This is a genomic window from Phytohabitans sp. LJ34 (genome assembly GCF_052068095.1).
Lineage (GTDB): Bacteria > Actinomycetota > Actinomycetes > Mycobacteriales > Micromonosporaceae > Phytohabitans.
This window is the reverse complement of sequence record NZ_JBQHDG010000012.1, coordinates 189,593-207,991: the sequence shown is the minus strand read 5'-3', so window position 1 is coordinate 207,991 and position 18,399 is coordinate 189,593. Positions and strand designations below refer to the sequence as shown.

The window sequence follows — 18,399 nt, the reverse complement described above, 5'->3', positions numbered from 1 at the left end:
CGAGCCTGGCGTTACGTACATCGGGTTGCGCCGGATTGCCGACACCGTAGGTAGAGATCGCGTGCGATGATCCGAGAAATGGGCCGATCGATCCTGGAACGCGAGCGTGAGCTCGCCGAACTCGGCGCCGCCGCCCGCGAGGCGAAAAGCGGGGACGGCTCGATCGTGCTCGTCATGGGCGAGCCCGGCATCGGCAAGTCGAGCCTCGTCGACGCGGTGCGCGGGGTGCTGCCCGCCGAAGGGCGGCTGCTGGTCGGCTACTGCGACGACCTCGCCACGCCACGCGTGCTCGGCCCGCTGCGCGACCTGATCGGCAGCGTCGGCAAGCGGCTCACCCAGGCGCTCGAGTCCGGCGACCGGAGCACCGTGATCGACGCCCTCCGCGCGGAGCTGGACTGGCCCGACCACCCCACCGTGCTCGTGGTGGAAGACGTCCACTGGGCCGACGAGGCGACGCTCGACGTCCTGCGGTTCCTGGTGCGGCGGATCGCGCGGCTGCCCGCGGTGCTGGTGCTGACCTACCGGGACGAGGAGCTGACCCGCGACCACCCGATGCACCAGCTGCTGGGCCTGGCGTCCGGTGCCCGGCGGCTGCGCCTGGCCCGCCTGTCCCCGGACGCGGTGCGCCGCCTCGGCGCGCACACCGGGATGGACCCGGAGCACGTGTTCGCGGTGACCTCCGGCAACCCGTTCTACGTCGCCGAGGTGTACGCCTCCGGCGACGCCGACAAGGTGCCACCGACCATCGCCGAGGCGGTGACGGCGCGCATGAAGGACCTCGACAGCCGCTCCTGGGACGCGGTGGAGCAGCTGGCCGTCGTGCCGTCCGGCGTCGAGCGGTGGCTCGTCGACGCGGTGGTGCCCGGCGGCCTCCCGGCGCTCGCCGCCGCGGAGCGGCGCGGGGTGCTGACCGCCTCGGCGAAGCGGATCGGCTTCCGCCACGAGCTGATGCGCCGCGCCATCGTCGACTCGATGCCGGCCGTCCGCCGCGTGGCGTGCAACCAGGCGGTGCTCGCCGCGCTGCTCGACCGGCTGGACACCGTCGACCTCTCCCGGGTCATGCACCACGCCGCCGAGGCCGGCAACGACGCCGCCGTGATCCGCCATGGCCCGGCCGCCGCACGCGAGGCGGTCGCGGCCGGATCGCACCGCGAGGCCGCCGCGCACTACCGTCTGGTGCTGACCCACCGCGCCCACTTCACCGTGGCGGAGCAGGCCGACCTGCTCGAGGAGTACGCCATCGAGTGCTACACGATCGGCCTCGGCGCCGAGTCGGTGCGCGCCCAGCGGGACGCGGTCGAGGTACGCCGCGGGCTCGGCGACCCGCGTGCGCTCGGGCTGAGCCTGCGCTGGCTGTCCCGGATGCAATGGTGGGCGGGCGTCCGCGCGGACGCCGAGGTCAGCGGCGCCGAGGCGATCGAGATCCTGGAGGGTGCCGGCGACCCGCGGGCGCTGGCGCTGGCCCTGAGCAACCGTGCGCAGCTCTGCGCCATGGCCGGCCACAACGACGAGGCGGTCGAGGTGGGGCGGCGGGCCGCGGCCATGGCGCGGGAGATCGGCGACGCCGGCATCCTGTCGCACGCGCTCAACAACGTCGGCACCGCGTCCTGGCACCACGGCGACTCCGACGCCGAGGCGCTGCTGAAGGAGAGCCTCGCGGTCGCGCTTGAGGCCGGCGAGGTCGAGCATGCCTGCCGCGCGTCCACCAACATGTCCTGGCAGTACCTCGACGACCTGCGCCTGGACGAGGCCGAGCGGCTCCTCGAAGACGCGATCGAGCTGGCCGACGAGGCCGAGTTCCTGGGGTTCCTGCGCTACCTCCACCTCACCAACGGCATGCTCCTCCTGCTGCGCGGCGCCTGGGACGAGGCGGAGCGCGAGGCCGAGTGGGCCATGCACGAGGGCCCCACCCAACGTTGCCCTGCGATGGTGGTGACCGGCCGCGCCCGTGTCCGCCGCGGCCAGGAGGGTGGCGACGAGATCATCGCCGAGGCCTGGGAGCTGGCCAAGGGCCTGGGCGAGGCGCAGCGCCTGGCGCCCGCCGCGAGCGCGCTGATCGAGGCCGCATGGCTACGCGGCGACGCGTCCGCCGCCGCGGCCGCGGTGGCGCCCTACTACGAAGAGGTCCGCCGGTACGGCGCGCACGCCTTCGCCGCCGAACTCGGCTACTGGATGCGCCTGGCCGGCGCGGACGTGCCCGTGGCGGACGACGCGCACCCCTACGCGCTCCAGGCCGCCGGCCGGTGGCGCGAGGCCGCCGAGCTGTGGCAGGCCGCCGGCTGCCCGTACCACTGGGCGAGCGCGCTGGCGCAGGGCGACAACCCCGACGACCTGCTGACGGCGCTGTCTACCCTGGACGCACTCAACGCGGAGCCGCTCGCCCGCCGCGTCCGCCAACGCCTGAAGGACCTCGGCGTCGCCCGCGTGCCGCGCGGCCCCACACCGTCCACACGCGACAACCCGGCCGGCCTCACCGAGCGGCAGGTCGAGGTGGTCCGGCTGCTCGCGCAGGGCTTGAGCAACGCCGAGATCGCCGTCCAGCTGGTGCTGTCGGTCCGCACCGTCGACACGCACGTCGCGGCCGTCCTCGACAAGCTCGACGCCCGCACCCGCCGCGACGCCGCCAGCCGCGCTCGGGCGCTCGGCCTCGTTTCCTAGAGACCCTTCGGAGTCGAGGTGCCGGGCGCTGAGTTCCTTTTAGGACAAAGATTTGAGCTACCGCGATGTCCGTCGTGGTCCAGACCGCCGCTCCCGCGGCCTCACCCGTCCGCCGCTGGCCGCGCTCACCCCCTCGGGCCGCGCGACGGTCGCTGTTTGTCCACAATGCCTGCTCCCGGATCGGCGCTCTGGGAAAGCTGCGGGTTTTCGTCGCCGCCGGTAACCGCCGCGGCGGTGTGAGCGGCGCGAGATTCCAGATCTCGGAGAGTTAAGGGCGCTATTTCAACCCCAACTCTCCGAGATCTCGAAGTCCCGACCCATGAGCTGGTGACGCCGCGTCAGGATGGCGGAGATAGGCCCCGCGAAGAACCCCTTCGGGGCTTGTCCCGCGGACCCGGCAGTGGACGGCCGGGGATCTCGGCTCGCCCCGCGAGCCGCCGGCCGGGAACGGTCCCCGCGGAAGCATACGGTCTCCAACTGACACGGACGGGGGCAAAACCTGCCGGCCCGGCGCTCCAGCGGCTCCACCTTGGCGCGCGTGCCGTCGCGGCGCTGTCGGATCGCTTTCACTCTGGCGGCCGGGTGACGCCCACGATGACGCCACGATGATGCCGGGATGGGACGGTCCCCCAGTCCCTCGACAAGGTGTCGGGGAGGACCGGAGGGGGAACCAACCATGCGTGCACGACTCATGATCGCGTCGGCGGCGGCCACTCTGCTGGCGTCGGCGGTGCTGGCGGCCGTAGCGGCGCCGGCTCAGGCGAGCATCCCGGACGACTGCGACGAGCCGGGCATAGTCGTCTTCCTGGGACCTGGGGACGACACCTACGTGGGCACCGCCGGAGCCGATCTGATCTTCGGCGGGGAGGGCAACGACGAGATCCACGGTGGCGGCGGGCGCGACGTGCTCATCGGCGGCCCGGGCCACGACCTTCTTCTCGGCGACGCGTGCGACGACCTGCTGTACGGCAACCAGGGCAGCGACAGGCTGGGCGGCGGCGGCAACAACGACGTGATGGACGGCGGTCTTGGCGACGACTGGTGCTCCGGCGACCAGTGGCCGGACATCATCTACTTCCAGAACTTCCTGCCCTGCTGACACGCGGCCACCAAAGGTGCCCGGCCCAGGGGCCGGGCACCAGCGCCGTCGTCAGCCCACCGCGGCGGCCGGCGCCGCCGACGGAAACAGGCTGTCGAAGACCACACCGCGGTCGAACAACATGGCGCGGTCGCGTGCCCGCCGCGCCAGGTCGCGTTTCTCGGCCTCCGGCATGTCGAGTACCACCCGGTCCACCGTCTCGGCGAGGGCGGCGATGTCGCCGGGCTCGGTGAGGACCGCCGTGTCGCCGACCGCCTCGCCGGTGCCGCCGGTCAGCGTGGTGACGATCGGCCCGCCGCCGGCGAGCATCTTCTCCGCGAGCGCGATGCCGAACGTCTCGACGAAGTCGGGCTCGGGCTTAGTGGGCAGCACGTACGCGGCACAGCCGGCCATGAGCAGCGGCTTCTCCCGGTCGTCCACATCGGTCAGGAACGTGATCCGGTCGTCCTCTTTGGACATGGCCCGCACGTGTTCCAGCGCCGGGCCGGTGCCCGCCACGATCAGCCGGACGCTGTCGCGGCACCGCATCTGGCCGTACGCGATCACCAGGTCGTAGATCCCCTTGGCCCGCGCGACCCGGGACAGGAAGAGGATGTAGCCGCCGCGCTCCAGCCCGCGGCGCGCGAGCGCGGCGTCGACCGCGGCCGGATCCGGGTCGAGGTAGGCGGAGGCGTCGATCGGCGGGTAGCTGACGGTCACCCGGCGCCGGCACTCGTCGGCGAACCGCGTGCCGCAGTGCGCGTCGACCTGCTCGGCCGAGAGCACGATCTCGTCCCGGGTGTACTCGGACACCGCCACCACCTCGTCACTGGCCAGGAACGTGGTGAACAGGACGGTCGCCGCCCCGAACCGCCCGTCCCGCAGGCACGACTTGATGACGTTGGTGACGTCGGAGCCGACCGCCTTGGCGACGGTGCGCACGTCCGGGGCGTAGCCGGCCGCCCGCGCCGCCGCGACCGCGTCGTTGACGACCGTCGTGTGTGGAACGAGGTACATGGACAGGCACGTGGTCGGCACCCGCTCGGCGAGCAGCTCGACGAGGCGGCCGGTGAGGCCGGCGATGTGCCGCCCGTCCGGCACCCGGTAGTCGCCGACCGCCTCCGGCCGCTCGACGGTGATCCCGGGGCTGTACGGCAGCAGCCGGTCGAGCGGCTTGAGCGGCAGGCCGGCCGCCTGGAGCGCCGGTATCGGCCAGGTCAGCAGCCGGACGTCGTCGTACCCGCGGGTGAGCGCGACCTCGGCGAGGTTGCGCGCCTCGCCGGAGTGGCCGCAGATGACCGGGTCGGCTCTTACCACGATGACGAGACGGCGAGAGGGCAGGATCATGGGGCTTCCTCAGGGGCTGGCGCTGCGCGCGGGGTGGGACGGTGGCCGGATGTCGCATCCCCAGGACGACGGCTGCGGGCCCAGCCGCAGGTGCAGGCGCCCGCCGGCGTGCAGGTCGGCGGCGCGCAGGTGGGTGGCGTGCAGTGGCTTGCCGTTGAGCGTGGCGGACTGGACGTACTGCGGCTTGGGCTCCGCGTCGATGCCGTCCACGCCGATCGGCGTCTCGCGGTGGCCGCTGGTCTCCACGACGAACTCCTCGTCGCCGACCCGGATCGCCGCCCGCTCGAACGCGGGCGCGTTGACCAGAAACAGGCTCTGCCCGGCCACCGGAAACAGCCCCAGCGACGCCCACACGTACCACGAGCTGAGCGCGCCGGAGTCGTCGTTACCCGGCAGCCCGCCCGGCCCGGTGCCGAACTGCCAGGTCAGCGCCGAGTGCACCACCTGCGCGGTGCGGTCGGGCCGGCCCGCGTAGTGGTAGGCCCACGGCACCTCCATGTCGGGCTCGTTGTTGAGCCCCTCGAAGCGGTGCAGCGCGAAGCCGGCGGTCATCTCGGCCGGTGTCGGGTGCCGGCCGGGCTGGGTGACCGGCGGGGCGCCGAAGCCGAAGAAGTGGTCGAGCTTGCCGACGAACGCCGCGTCGCCGCCGGCCAGCGCGATCCGCGCGGCCATGTCGTGAAGCAGCCGGAACGAGTAGTTCCACTTGCCGCCCTCGTAGAACTCGGAGTCGCGCAGCAGCCCGGTCGCCGGGTCGAACGCGTTGGACCACTGCTGGCCGCGCCGCTCCAGGTCGTCGGCGAGGCGCCGGTCGTTGAGCGCGCGGGCCACCTGCGCGGTGCAGTGGTGCGCGTACGCGAGGTCGAGCGTGTGCGTGATCGGGTGCACCAGGCCGTGCTCGAAGAAGTCCTCGCCGTACAGGCGGCGCAGGTCGTCGACCATGTGCACGAGCGCCCAGCTCCAGTCGAGGGCGGGCCGGCCGAGCGCGTGCGCGTCGGCAAGCGCGGTGTGCGCGAGCGCGCTGGCCTGGCGGAAGAACCGGTCGGCGCCGCGCGCCATCCGGTACCCGTTGGGGAAGTTGCCCTCCTCCTCGGCCACCCGGATGAGCGACTCCAGCAGGTCGGCGGAGCGGTCCGGCACGATGGCGGCCAGCAGCGGCAGCTGCGTCTTGTAGATGTCCCACATCGTGCAGATGTCGAACGCGTACGGCCCCGACGACGGCCAGAACGGGCTCTCGTCGTCGGCGAAGCACGGCTTGATCAGCGAGTGGTACAGCGCGGTCGCCATCACCCGGCGCCGGGCGGGCGTGCCACCGTCGACCTGTACCCGGTCGATGTGGTCGGCCCACCGGGCCCGGGTCGCGGCGCGCACGGTGTCGAACGCCGGCTGCGCCGGCCAGCACTCGCGCTCGAGATTCTGCCGCGCCTGCTCGCACCCGCGCAGCGAGAATCCGAGCCGCACCTCGATCGTCTGGCCCGCCTTGACCTGGCCCATGAAGAGCATGCCGAACGGGCGCAGCGTGGTGTGCCGGATGCTCTCGAAGTCGAGGCGGCTGCCGCCGTCGATGAGCCGCCGGTCGTACCAGAGCATCTGCCGCCAGCCCGGACTGTCGACCTCCAGGTAGACCGACAGCGGCACGCCTTCCATCACGACCGTGCCCTGCGCGCGGCCGTGCCCGATGCTCTCCACCTGCGCCCGCAGCGGCACGGTGCGGCCGAGCTCGACGTCGAGGCCGCCGCAGGACATGTCGATCACGACGCGTGCGCTGTGGTGCTCCGGGAACGTGTACCGGTGCACCGCCACCTTCGCGCCGACGGTGATCTCGCAGCGCACCCCGGTGTCGACGGTCGCCGCGTAGTAGCCGGCCTCCGCGATCTCGTCGTGCAGCGGCCAGGCCTGCCCGAGCACGTCGAGCGGCTCGACCATCGGGGTCACCCGGACGTAGTTGTAGTACTTGCGGATCGCCCCGGTGCCGGACTGCTGGAAGTGCGTGAACCCGGACGCCTGCACCCGGTCGAACATCTCCTCGGGCCGGCCCTCGGTGCTCTTCGTGTAGCGCCCGTACCCGGTCGGGTAGGCGCCCGAGTAGGCGCACGCGGACACCATGCCCAGCGGTGACGTGGCGCCCGGATGCGTGTTGCCCACCTGCGGTTTCGGCCACCACCAACTGGCCGCAAGACCAGCTGCCCGGGGCAGGTCGGTCGCGGCCGTACCGATGAAAGGATCAACGTCGTCGAGGATGGTCGGACATTACCCAGAACGCGCACATCCTGGGTTTCGGCCAGATGAAGTCGGCGATACCGCCTTACCGGTAGTCGGCGAAGATCCGGCGCTCGGCGCCGTCGACGGTGATCGTGCCGCCGTGCGGCAGGATCCACTGCGGCCTGGTGTGCCCGAACGGGACGCCGACGCACACCACGGCCTCCGCGTTGTACCGGGCGACCACCTCCACGACCGCGTCCCGCTGCTCGTCACGCAGCCGGGCCCGCTCGTCGGCCGGCGGGCGGCGGGTGAAGTCGGAGACCGGCGGGCGGGCCAACAGGACCGCGTCCACCGCGCCGACCAACCCCCGCTCGCCGAGCGAACGGACGATCCGCGCGACGTTGACCGCCGGGAGCAGCTCCTCGGACGTCTCGATGAGCAGCACCCCGCCCTGAAGGACGTCCGGCGCGAACGGGAACCGCCCCGCGGTCAGGATCCACTCGATCACCTCGACGCATCCTCCCCAGGCCGGACCGCTCACCGATCGGGCCGGCCCGTACCAGCTCCACGGCCCGGTCGGCTCCCGCTCGCCGAAGGACTCCAGGGCACGCGGGTCGGCCCAGTCGACGCCGATGTCCTCGGACTCGCCCGGCTCGGTGATCTCGAGCCGCTCACCGGTCAGGAGGGCCGCCCGCAACGACCGGGCGTGGATCTCGTCGACGCCCGGCCCCGGGCCGAGGTGCACCTGCGAGGAGCCGCCGTAGAAGCTCGCGACGCCGTTTTCCCACAGCCAGTGGTGCAGATTGGTGTTGTCACTGGTGCCGAGGAACGGCTTGGGATCCGCCCGCGCGAGGTCGGCGTCGAGGTGCGGGATCACGGTGATCTGGTCGTCGCCACCGACGACGGCCAGGATCCCGCGGATCTCCGGGTCGGCGAAGGCCGCGTTGACGTCCGCCGCGCGGGCCTCGGCGGTCGCGCCGACCTGACGCGTCGTCGGGTACTCCACCGGAATCAGGCCCGTCACCTCGGTGAGCCGGCGCATGGCCTGCTCGTGCAGCTCGGGGAAGGCGCCGGCCGCCGCGAACGAGGGCGAGAGGACCGCGATGCGATCTCCTGGACGGGCCTTCGGCGGGTGCACGAGCTCATGCGTCATGCCGCGATCCAAACAGATCCGCCTTCGGGCGTCAGTCGCTTTCCACCTCGCGCATCGACCTCGGCGCCGGTACCGCCTCGAAGTGGACGTTGCCGGCGGGCACCATCCAAGTCATCACCTGCACGGCGAGCCGCCCGGCCCGGACCGCCGGGTCCGCCGCGCATAGCCCGCGGGCGGTCGCCGGGTCGACCGACATCACGGAGATCCCGCGCAGGCGCTCGTCGTCCTGGTCGATCAGCGGGCCGCCACCGAGCAGGTAGCCCTGGTCGCGCAGGTCGGCACGGAAAGCGAGGTGGGCGTCCTGGAGCGCGTCGGCCTCCTCGGGCGTCAGCTCCGGCGCGTCCGGCGGCCGCACCAGCAGGACGAGAGTGTGCTGGTCAAACTTCATGGCGAGAGCATAGGAGAACGCCCGGCTCCGGCGTCACGGCCGAACAGCGCGTGCTCACCGAGGCAGCCGCTGGCCGCTCACCCGTGCCGGCTCGACCCAGATCCCAGGAGGGGTGAACACGGCGCCGGAGCGCACGGCGGCGAGGATCCCGGGCGCCTCACGGGGCAGGTTGAGCAGCACCGCCCCGGCGGCCCGGCCGTCCGAGAGCACCAGCCAGCCGTGCGCGTACCGGGCGGGGTCCTCGTGGATAAGCACCCGGTCCCCGGGCGCCGGGCGGACCCGGCCGACCGAGACCAGGTCGATGCCGATGCCCTTGAGGAGCATCGGCGTCTCGGTGGCGGGCGCGGTGCGGTGCTCGCCGAGCGCGTTCGCCGCCGCGACGGTCGCCTGCTCCACCGCCGCCGGCCACAGCCCGGTCACCTGGCCGCGCAGCTCGGCGCAGTCGCCGGCCGCGTAGACGCCCGGGTCGCTGGTACGCAGCTCGTCGTCGACGACGATGCCGTGCCGGGCGGCGATGCCGGCCGACCGGGCGAGCCCCGATTCGGGCGTGGCGCCCACGGCGAGCAGCACCAGGTCGGTCGGCACCTGGCGGCCGTCGGTGAGGGTCGCCGCCCGCACCCGGTCGGTGCCGTGCACCCCGGCCACGGCCGCGCCGCTCACCAGCGCGATCCCCCGCGCCGCCAGGTATCCGGTCAGCAGCTCCGCCGAGCGCGGGTCGAGGTACCGCCGCAGGACAGCCGGACCGCGCACCACAATGGACACTTCGAGGCCCAGCTCGTGCAGGGCGTACGCGCCCTCGACGGCGAGCGGGCCGGCACCGACCACCACGGCGCGGGCGGCACGGTGCTCCTGCACGTACGCCCGGATGCGCACCGCGTCGTCGGCGTCGCGGAGCGCGAAGCAGCCCGGCGTGGCCACGCCCGCGATCGGTGGCACGTCGGCGCGCGCCCCGGTGGCCAGGATGAGCCGGTCGAAGGCCAACCGCTCGCCGGTGCCGAGCGCTACCGTGCGCGCGGCCAGGTCGAGGCCGGCCGCGCGGGTGTTGAGCCAGCAGGTGATGTCGCGGCGCTCGTACCAGTCTTCGGCGAGCAGGAACAGCCCGGCCATCGCCGAACGCCCGTATACCACGCGGGAGATGCCCATCCGGTTGTACAAGGGATGCGGCTCGCGGCCGACGACGTGCACCTCGCAGTCGGGTTCCAGGCGGCGGATCTCCTGCGCGGCGGTGACCCCCGCGATGCCGTTGCCGACGACGACGATGCGGCGCGTGGGTGTCCCGCGGCGCCGCGCGGGTGCGGGTGGCGCGGGGGCGCTGCGCGGGTCGAGCGAGACGGTGACCGGTCCATTGACCCTGGCGCAGCACGCCATCCGGACGTCCGGGCCGAGGTCGAGGCGGCGCAGCGTCGCCCGCTCGTCGTCGGCCGGCGGTGACAGCTGGTCGGCGCCGGCCAGGATCGCGACCGGGTCGGCGCCGCAGACGCCCATCCGGCACCCGGCTTCGATCGGCAGCCCGTCCTTCTCCGCCAGGTCGAGCAGGCTTTCCCCGGCGGTGGCGACCACCTGCCGCCCCTGTGGCTCGAACGTCACCTCGCACCCGGAGTCGCCCGCCAGCCGGGCCGCGCCGTCGGGTGGGAGGCGCACCGGCTGGCTCTCCACCGACCACCGCAGGAACAGCCGCCGGACACCGAAGGTCCGCAGAACCCAGACGCCCGCGAGCCCGAACACCGCCACGCGCACCGGCCAGGAGACCGCCGCCGCCGGTACCCCGGTGAAGTGGTGGACGGTCTCGCCGAGCACCGGCGCGGCGAACCAGTAGAAAGTGGACAGCGCGACCGCGCCGTACACCGCCGCGAGCGCGCTGGCCGGCAGCCGCAGCAGCGCGTCGAGGGCGAAGAACGAGCCGGCGCTCGCCAGCACCACGGCGAAGAAGACGAGGTAGAAGAGCGCCGCCGGCACATCCGGTACGACGAAGAAGCCCACCACCACGCCCGGGAAGCAGCCGGCGAAGAACGAGCGCGGCGCCGTCCACCGAGGATCGTTGTCGTGCATGTCCGCCTGGTAGGCCACGCGCGGGTTGAAGTCGTAGCAGTGCTTCGCGCAGCCGACGCACGGCCGGCAGTGGCTGTTCGGCACGGTGACGAACGGCGTCTGCCCGTACAGCCGCTGCACCGGCAGCAGCGGGCACACGCTTGAGCACCAGCCGCTCTTGCCCCGAAACAGCAGGCCGCCGGCGAGCGCGCCAGCCATCACACCGACCAGCAGGAGAGCCGTCGCCGGTCCACTGTGGTCGAAGAGCACGCGGCGGGTCGGCACGAGCACGAGGAACAACCCGACCGCCACCACGAACCCGCCGTTGCGCAGCCAGGCCGGCGGTGGCTTCGCCCGGCCGAAGCCGGCCCGGCGGGGCAGCTGGTTGGTGGCCGCGAGCGGGCAGCTGTTGCGCCAGAGGCCGGGCGCGACCACCCACAGCAGGGGCAGCAGTGGCACGGCCAGCCCCCACAGCAGTTGGAGGCCGGTCGCCGGTCGCGCCAGGAGCAGGACACACAGCCCGGCGACCGCGGCCACGGCGACGGCCTGCGGCCCGACCCAGAAACCGGCCGGCAGGCGGCGCCGCAGCTGGAGGTAGGTGGGAAACGGATGGGTCGCGGCGGCCGGCGCGGGTGGCTTGACGGCTTCGTGCGACGCTCGCCCGCCGACCACGGCGATGTCGACCGCGGCGAGCGAGGCGGTGTCGCCGAGCGCCAACCGCGTGGTGCCGCTGATCCGGTCGCCGTTGACCCGCGTGCCGTTCATGCTGCCGAGGTCTGTCACGGTCAGCTCGCCGCCGATCACCTGGAACCGCGCGTGGCGGCGGGAGACGCTCGGATGCCGCACCGCGAGCATGTCCGGCGCCCGGTCGGCGCGCCGCCGGCCCACCTCGACCAGATCCGTGACCACCACCCGCCGCGCCGACCGGTCCGGCTCGCGGATCTCCACGATGTACTCGCGGCGCACGCCGGCACGCAGATCCACTGTGGACAGCAGCGAACCGTGCGCGCTCATCAGCCCCCCACCAGCCTCCGGAGCCGGTGCAACCGGACGGCGAGCACCTGCGCGAGGTCGAAGAGCAGGTGCCGCGCGAGGGTCGGGTCCTTGCCGGCCAGCACCTCGAAGCCGGCCAGGCTGAGCCGCAGCACAGTGGCCTCGGTGGCCGCGTGCACCGTCGACCGCGCCGGCTCGCCGGTGAGGAACGTCAGCTCGCCGAACACCCCGCCGGGCCCGAGCTCGTCGACGACGTGCCGCCCGGACGCGACGGTCACCCGCCCCGCCGCCACGATCCACAGGCACCGCTCGGCGTCGTTGGCCGCGAAGATCCGCTCACCCGGCTCGTAACGCCGAGGCTGGGCGTGCTCACCGATCAGCGCCCAGTCGGCCGCGGTGGCCTCGCGGAGCAGCACGCCGGTGTCGGCGGCCGGCTCACGGCCGGCCGCCGCACTCCCCCCGTCCTCATCGCCCGGATAGTCGAACAGACCGGAGACCATCGTCAGTCCTCGATTCGATGGGGACTCCCGCAGTCTACGAACCCCAGGCAAGTCCAGATCTTGGTACGGATGGGCCCTCAGAGGGGCCAATCCGTACCAAGATCTCGGGTTATCCACAGCCTCTCCCAACGCGGCGACGGCTTGGTCAGGATTTGCTCGTGTGGTCTGGGGATCTCGACGTTCTGTTGTTTCGTCAAGACGGTGTGATCAGCCGGCGTCAGGCGTTGCGGCACATGTCGGCGAAGGCGATCCGGCACAGTGTCACGTCCGGGCGCTGGCAGGCCGTTCACCGGGGTATCTATCTCACGCACAGCGGGACGGTGACCGTGCAGCAGCGTCGGTGGATCGCGGCACTGGCGGTCGGCGACGGGCGCATCGCCATGTTGGGCGGCCGGTCGGCGTTGGCCGTGCTGGGCATGCGAGGCGTGGACACCCCACAGATCCACGTGGTCATCCCCGCCGCCCGGCAGCACCGGCGACCGCCGCCGGGCGTCGTCGTACACCGCGCCTACCGCGTGCCGATCGAGGACCAGCACCGGATGGGGCGGCCACCGTGCACGATGCCAGCACGGTCGCTGGTCGACGCGGCTCAGTGGGCTGCCTCGGACCGGGACGCCGCCGCGATCATCGCCGCCGGGTTTCAGCAGCGCCTCGTCGCCGCCGTCGACATGACACCCGTGCTGGAGCGGATGCCCCGCATCAAGCGACGGCGGCTGATCGTCGAGGCGGTGGCGGATGCGGCCGGCGGCGCCGAGTCGATCGCCGAGATGGACTTCGCCCGCCTGTGCCGGCGCCACCAGCTGCCGGAGCCGTCGCGGCAGGTCGCACGGGTCGACTCGGCGGGGCGGCGCCGCTACCGCGACGTCTACTTCGACCGGTGGCGCGTCCACGTGGAGATCGACGGCGCCCAGCACCTGCGGGTCGCCTCGTGGTACGCCGATATGCGGCACCACAACGAGATCGCCATCGCCGGCGACACCCTGTTGCGCTTCCCCGCATGGCTGGTCCGCCACAAACCCGACGAAGTGGCGACCCAACTCCGCGCGGCACTGCGAGCTGCCGGCTGGACCAGCTGACCTTGGCACGGATGGGCCCTAATAGGGGCCGATCCATACCAAGATCTGCGTTAGCGCCTAGTCGACGAGGGCTTCGGCGCGGCCTTCCTCGCGGGCCTTGGCGAGGAGGGTGGCAAGGCGGCGCCGGCGGCGTCGGATCAGGATGCTTAGGGCGAAGAAGGCGCCGATCAGGATGGCCGCGAGGATCAGCTGGGGCCAGGGCAGCGTCCAGACCGTCACGGTGGCGGTGGTGGGGCGGATCTCGGCGCCGCTCGTGTCGCCGGCGAAGACGGCGGGGGTCAGCTCGACGGTCGTGCGGAGGCGGCCCAGCGCCCACACGCCGGGCACGCGGAGGTCGACCTCGCGGGTGCCGCCGGGCAGCGTCTCCTGGACGTCGGCCTGGGCGCTGTGCTTGGTCACGCCGAACAGCTCCGCCGTCGTCACCCGGCCGCGGCCGGTCACGCCGACGCTGCCGTCGTTCCTCGTGGTGTACCTGACCCGGATCGTGCCGGCCGAGAAGGGGTTCCACGAGTGCCGGTAGGTGGTGGTGAGGTCGTCGACGGCGAGTGACGCGGTGATCGTGCCGCTGACCCGCATCATCACGCGGAAGCCGACCCGGCTCTCGACCGCGACCGTGCCCCCGGTGGCGGTGACCGTGGCCGCGATGCCGGCGGGGTGGTCGCCCGCCCGCGCGTCCGGCGGGACGGTGATGGTGAAGGGCACGACCACCGTGGCCTTGGGGCCGACGGTCACCTTGTCCCGCACTTTGATCCAGGTGCCGCCGTCCACCGACTTCTGGTTGGACGGGAGCATGTTGAAGCGGCCCTTGTCGGTCAGGTAGCCGTCGGCGGCCTTGAGGGAGAAAACCGTGTTGCGGTCGCTGAAGTTGCGTACGGCCAGGCGTTCGGTCACCACCTGACCCGGGTCGAGTGTGCGCTCGACCCAGCGGCGCCCGTCCGGGCCCTGCTGGTTGGCCGGCTGCACCGCCCACGTGAGCGTCGGCGGGGTCGGCTCCGCCATGGCACCAGCCGGCGCGATCGGCACGGCGACAGCGACCGCGGCCAGCACGGCGAGCAGCCGGGGCAGGGTTCGGATCATGGCGACGTCCTTCGGCCCGGGTGTGGTGGGGGGCCGCTGCCGCGCGGCCCCCCACCGGTGCGTCATTCGAAGAGGGACAGGGTCAGCGTCGACGTGTACGCGCCGGCGGCGACGTCCGCCGGGGCACGCAGGTACAGGTTGGCGTTGACGGAGTACGCGTCGCCGGTGACCGCCTCGGAGTCGAACGTCGACACCAGCAGCTCCTGGTCGACGAGACCCACATTGTTACCGGGCTGGGTCGGCTCGTCGAGGACGGTCACGACCTCCTCACCTTCGGTGACCAGGCCCTCCTCGTCGCCGTCGATCAGGTTTGGCTTCCAGCCGAGGTGGCCGGCGCTGATCGGGGCCTGGCCGGCACTACCGACGAAGTCGGTCGCGCTGCCCAGCACGGCCCAGGCGGCGCCGTCGGGCACCTCCTCCGGAGTACGGGTGTCGGTGACCGTCACCGTCGGCAGGGTGCCGACGAACTGGCGGACCAGCAGGGTCGAGCCGTTTTCGGCCAGCGCGACCGCGTCGCCGGCGATCGACATGGCGAGGACGCCCGGCTCCTGGATCTCCTCGATGTCGACGGTCACCCGGACGTCGTCGCTGTCACCGGGCGCGGCCAGGGCCGGCGCCGGTAGTGCCATCGCCCCGCCCAGGGCCGCCGTGGCGGCGGCCGCCGCGGCCAGCCGTCTGCGATTGGTTCTGCTCATGCTCATTTGCCTTTCGGGATCGCGAGTAAGTTGATCATGCCGTGCAGGTGACGCCGGCGTAGTCGGCGGTGTAGACAGTCGTCACCTCGCCTCCCACGAAGCCTGTCGGAATGGGACCAGGCAAGCGTTCTCTGCCGTCCACGGTCCCGGTGGCCCGGACGGTCACCGAGCCCGCCGCGGCCGAGGCGGCCCGCGTGGCGAACGACTGGTAGGCGTTGGCACCCGGCGCGACGTTCGGGAAGGACCGCTCGCCGAACGCGGTCACCACCCCGATCGCCACCGGGGCGTCGTGGTCGTTGCGCACCTGCACGGCGAGGTACGCCTTGCCGGCGATGCACCTCGGCTGCACGGTGACCGTGACGGGCACCGTGGCCGGCCCGGTGCCGGGGTCGTCGGCGAAGACCCGCCACTCCGTGACCGCCACCGCGGACCACGTGTCGCCGTTGCCGTTGGCCCGGATCGTCGCCCGCACGCGCGGCGTGGTCACCGGGTCGAAGGTGACGTTGTTGAACGCGGTCGTGCTCGTGCCGTATCCGGACGCGTTGGGTACGTCCCGCCAGGCCGCCGCGGCCTCGTCCCAGTACTGGAGCACCCAGCCGTCCGGCTCGGCGACGCCCTCGCCACTGCCCTGGTCGGAGTCCCGCCAGAACTTCAGCTCCGTCGCGTTGATCCGCACCGGGCGGGCCCAGTCGTACTGGATCCACTGGGTCTCCGGCCGGTTGCCGGACCAGGTGCCCCAGATCTGCGCCTGGCTCGGGTTGGCCGGGTCGGCGTTGTCGTTGAGCGCGGTGACGCTGTTCCAGCCCGCCGTGTACGAGGCGGTCGGCGTCCCGATCGGCCCGATGTTGCCGGTCAGCGGCCCGGAGATGTCCGCCGGGATGGTGACCGTCTTGGCCGTCTCCAGGTTTCCGGCCACGTCGAGCGCGCGGAACGACACTGTGTGCTTGCTGGCGTCGGGCGCCGTGACCGCACCGGTGTACGCGGTCCACGCGCCGGTGTCGATCGCGTACTCGATCCGGGCGACCCCGGACGTCGCGTCGGTCGACGTCACCGTGACCGCCCGGTCGGCGCCCACGGTGCCCGCGCTGACCGGTGCCGCGGCGTCGATCCGCACGGCGAGGTCGGCCGGCGCCGAGCGGTTGCCCGCCCGGTCGGTCGCGGTCGCCGTGACGGCGTGCTGGCCGTCCCCGGTGACGTCGACGTCGGCGTAGCGTACCTCCGTGGCGACGACCGGTTGCCCACCGTCCACCTTGGACTCGATGGTCATCCGGCCGCCCCGGTCGTCGACGCCGGCGACCCGCACCCGCACCGCGGACCGGAACCAGCCCGCGCTGCCCGCGCTGCCGCTCGGCGTGAGCGTCAGGGTCGGCGCGGTCACGTCACCCTCGGTGTCACCCGGCGAGATGACCCGCACCTGCGCCGAGACCCGGCCGGCGGCGTAGCCGAGCACGGTGCCCCGCACCGTGAACGTGCCGGGCGCGGCGACCTGCTCCGCGGTCACCGCGTCCCAGAAGACCGGCACCTGGAGCGTCTGGTCGCCGAACGCCACGCCGACGGTGCCGGGCAGCTCCCGCTCCCCCACCTCGACCGTCATGTCCGGTGCGGTGACCGACGTGGGCTGCGCGGCGAGGATCTTCCACTCCTCGACCGCCACCGCCGAGTACGTGCTGCCGTTGGTGGACGCGTCGAACGTCGCGCGCACCTGCGTCGTGGTGACCGGGTCGAACGTGGTGTTCTGGAAGCCCTGGGTCGCCGTCGGGTAGCCGCTCGGGTTCGGCACGTCGACCCACTGTCCACTGTCGAGGTTCCAGTACTGGATCCGCCAGCGGGCCGGAGCCGCGACGCCCACGCCGGTGCCCTGCGGCTGGTCGTTCCAGAACTCGATCTGCGAGCTGGCGATCCGCATCGGCTGGTCCCACGTGTACTGCACCCACTGCTGAGGCGGGTTGTTGCCGGTCCAGGTGCCCCACATGTCCGGCGGCAGCGGGTTGGCGCGCACGATCTCGTCGTTGAGCGCCTTCACCCAGTACTGCGTGGGCACCGGCTCGTTGGAGACGGTGACCTTCGCCTCCTGCGCGATGTTCGGCCGGGGCGTGAGGTCGCGGCCCTTGACCGGCGTCGGCGTGACGAGCTTCATCCGCGGCGGAGTCTGGGTGTCGTCCCACTCCACCTTGTCGATCGCCACCGAGCGGCGGAAGTGGCCGCCACCGACGGCGTCGGCGGTGTGGTACGCGATGTACCACTGGCCGTTGAACTCCAGGATGCCCGGGTGGCTGGTCGTCGAGGAGACCGGCCGGAGCATGGTGCCCCGGTAGGTCCACGGCCCCTCGGGCGCCGTTGCCGTGGCGTACGCGATGCAGGCGTGGTAGTTGGCCGGCGTGCACGGCGAGGTCGGGCCGGCGTTGTTGCCGGCGTACGCCATGTAGTAGGTGCTGCCCCGCTTGAAGAGCCAGGCCGCCTCGAAGAAGCCGGTCAGGCCGGTGATGGTGCGCTGGGTGCCGACCGGTGTCTTCATGTCCGGCTGGAACTCCAGCATCCGCAGGTTGCTGAACGATCCCCAGTAGACGAACACCCGGTTGCCCTCGACGAGGACCGTCGGGTCGATGTTGTGGATGTTGTTGGCCGTGGGCACCCGCTGGGAGATGATCGGGCCGCCCGCGTGGTCGGTCCACGGGCCGGTCGGGCTGTCCGAGACGGCCACGCCGATCGCGAACTTGTCGGCTGCCGGGCTGTCCCGCTCGTTGATGGGTACGTACCAGTAGTAGCGGCCGTCGACACCGCGGACCACCTGGCCGGCGTACGCGCGCCCCGGCGTGGCCCAGGCGAAGACCTGCTCCGGCCGCATCAGCGACGGGTAGTGGGTCCACTGTCCAGCTTGGACGTCCGTGGTGCGGAACGCTCCCCACTCGTTCATGATGAAGTCGTTGGTGGACGGTCCAGCCTCGTCGTGTCCGGTGTAGATGTACAGCTCGTCGCGCCCGCTCTCGTTGCCGGGCGCGCCCGCCGGCACCACGAGCGGCGCCGGGTCGGCGGAGTAGTAGCTGCCGTCGCCGAGGATCGGGTTGGTGGTGTTGGTGAAGGTGTACGAGTCGGCGGCCTGAGCCGGCGCGGCGATCGCGACCAGCCCACCGGCGAAGAGTCCGGTGGCCGCCAAGAGTCTGACGAAGAATCTCACGATGTCCCCACTCTTGGGCTGGGAGGGTGGCG

The 18,399-nt window shown here is 72.6% G+C and carries 12 protein-coding genes; 3 read left to right on the top strand and 9 right to left on the bottom strand.

Going from position 1 to position 18,399, the window contains the following annotated elements; genetic code table 11:
• Nucleotides 1-78 precede the first annotated feature (78 nt).
• On the top strand, nucleotides 79-2,658 hold the full coding sequence (locus tag ACTMTJ_RS22405) for an ATP-binding protein (RefSeq protein WP_441219595.1): 2,580 nt from the start codon (nucleotides 79-81) through the stop codon (nucleotides 2,656-2,658).
• A 676-nt stretch (nucleotides 2,659-3,334) separates the two neighbouring features.
• Nucleotides 3,335-3,757 (top strand): calcium-binding protein, encoded by a 423-nt coding sequence (locus ACTMTJ_RS22400; protein ID WP_441219593.1) that lies wholly within the window; start codon nucleotides 3,335-3,337, stop codon nucleotides 3,755-3,757.
• 51 nt (nucleotides 3,758-3,808) lie between these two features.
• Here ACTMTJ_RS22400 and ACTMTJ_RS22395 read toward each other — a convergent pair whose 3' ends face one another.
• The 6 genes from ACTMTJ_RS22395 to ACTMTJ_RS22370 all read right to left on the bottom strand — a co-directional run bounded on the left by ACTMTJ_RS22395 (nucleotide 3,809) and on the right by ACTMTJ_RS22370 (nucleotide 12,344).
• Nucleotides 3,809-5,083 (bottom strand): glycosyltransferase, encoded by a 1,275-nt coding sequence (locus ACTMTJ_RS22395; protein ID WP_441219591.1) that lies wholly within the window; start codon nucleotides 5,081-5,083, stop codon nucleotides 3,809-3,811.
• Between the two features lie 9 nt (nucleotides 5,084-5,092).
• Nucleotides 5,093-7,321: a glycoside hydrolase domain-containing protein gene (locus ACTMTJ_RS22390; RefSeq protein WP_441219734.1), complete on the bottom strand. Its 2,229-nt coding sequence runs from the start codon at nucleotides 7,319-7,321 to the stop codon at nucleotides 5,093-5,095.
• Between the two features lie 64 nt (nucleotides 7,322-7,385).
• The gene (locus tag ACTMTJ_RS22385) at nucleotides 7,386-8,435 is read right to left on the bottom strand and encodes a S66 family peptidase (protein ID WP_441219589.1); all 1,050 of its coding nucleotides are present in this window, start codon (nucleotides 8,433-8,435) and stop codon (nucleotides 7,386-7,388) included.
• 31 nt (nucleotides 8,436-8,466) lie between these two features.
• On the bottom strand, nucleotides 8,467-8,823 hold the full coding sequence (locus tag ACTMTJ_RS22380; RefSeq protein ID WP_441219587.1) for a YciI family protein: 357 nt from the start codon (nucleotides 8,821-8,823) through the stop codon (nucleotides 8,467-8,469).
• A gap of 54 nt (nucleotides 8,824-8,877) precedes the next feature.
• Complete coding sequence (locus ACTMTJ_RS22375) at nucleotides 8,878-11,865, bottom strand: FAD-dependent oxidoreductase (RefSeq protein WP_441219585.1); 2,988 nt, start codon at nucleotides 11,863-11,865, stop codon at nucleotides 8,878-8,880.
• Complete coding sequence (locus tag ACTMTJ_RS22370) at nucleotides 11,865-12,344, bottom strand: Crp/Fnr family transcriptional regulator (protein ID WP_441219583.1); 480 nt, start codon at nucleotides 12,342-12,344, stop codon at nucleotides 11,865-11,867. The genes ACTMTJ_RS22375 and ACTMTJ_RS22370 overlap by 1 nt, the downstream gene beginning before the upstream one ends.
• Before the next feature lie 203 nt (nucleotides 12,345-12,547).
• Between ACTMTJ_RS22370 and ACTMTJ_RS22365 the strand changes: the two genes are divergently transcribed.
• The gene (locus ACTMTJ_RS22365; RefSeq protein WP_441219581.1) at nucleotides 12,548-13,420 is read left to right on the top strand and encodes a DUF559 domain-containing protein; all 873 of its coding nucleotides are present in this window, start codon (nucleotides 12,548-12,550) and stop codon (nucleotides 13,418-13,420) included.
• A 57-nt stretch (nucleotides 13,421-13,477) separates the two neighbouring features.
• Here ACTMTJ_RS22365 and ACTMTJ_RS22360 read toward each other — a convergent pair whose 3' ends face one another.
• The 3 genes from ACTMTJ_RS22360 to ACTMTJ_RS22350 form a co-directional block, all read right to left on the bottom strand.
• Entirely contained in the window at nucleotides 13,478-14,497 is a 1,020-nt protein-coding gene (locus ACTMTJ_RS22360; protein WP_441219579.1) for a hypothetical protein, read from the bottom strand.
• A 62-nt stretch (nucleotides 14,498-14,559) separates the two neighbouring features.
• Nucleotides 14,560-15,192 carry a hypothetical protein gene (locus ACTMTJ_RS22355; RefSeq protein ID WP_441219577.1) on the bottom strand — a complete coding sequence of 211 codons (633 nt, stop codon included), beginning with the start codon at nucleotides 15,190-15,192 and terminating at the stop codon, nucleotides 14,560-14,562.
• Between the two features lie 34 nt (nucleotides 15,193-15,226).
• Complete coding sequence (locus ACTMTJ_RS22350; RefSeq protein WP_441219576.1) at nucleotides 15,227-18,367, bottom strand: OmpL47-type beta-barrel domain-containing protein; 3,141 nt, start codon at nucleotides 18,365-18,367, stop codon at nucleotides 15,227-15,229.
• Nucleotides 18,368-18,399 lie beyond the last annotated feature (32 nt).

Excerpts from the sequence above, each read along its gene's own strand:
- ACTMTJ_RS22400 (WP_441219593.1), top strand. The coding sequence starts at position 3,335 with ATGCGTGCACGACTCATGATCGCGTCGGCGGCGGCCACTCTGCTGGCG.
- ACTMTJ_RS22355 (WP_441219577.1), bottom strand. The coding sequence starts at position 15,192 with ATGAGCAGAACCAATCGCAGACGGCTGGCCGCGGCGGCCGCCGCCACG.
- ACTMTJ_RS22360 (WP_441219579.1), bottom strand. The coding sequence starts at position 14,497 with ATGATCCGAACCCTGCCCCGGCTGCTCGCCGTGCTGGCCGCGGTCGCT.
- ACTMTJ_RS22385 (WP_441219589.1), bottom strand. The coding sequence starts at position 8,435 with ATGACGCATGAGCTCGTGCACCCGCCGAAGGCCCGTCCAGGAGATCGC.
- ACTMTJ_RS22375 (WP_441219585.1), bottom strand. The coding sequence starts at position 11,865 with ATGAGCGCGCACGGTTCGCTGCTGTCCACAGTGGATCTGCGTGCCGGC.
- ACTMTJ_RS22395 (WP_441219591.1), bottom strand. The coding sequence starts at position 5,083 with ATGATCCTGCCCTCTCGCCGTCTCGTCATCGTGGTAAGAGCCGACCCG.
- ACTMTJ_RS22380 (WP_441219587.1), bottom strand. The coding sequence starts at position 8,823 with ATGAAGTTTGACCAGCACACTCTCGTCCTGCTGGTGCGGCCGCCGGAC.
- ACTMTJ_RS22405 (WP_441219595.1), top strand. The coding sequence starts at position 79 with ATGGGCCGATCGATCCTGGAACGCGAGCGTGAGCTCGCCGAACTCGGC.
- ACTMTJ_RS22370 (WP_441219583.1), bottom strand. The coding sequence starts at position 12,344 with ATGGTCTCCGGTCTGTTCGACTATCCGGGCGATGAGGACGGGGGGAGT.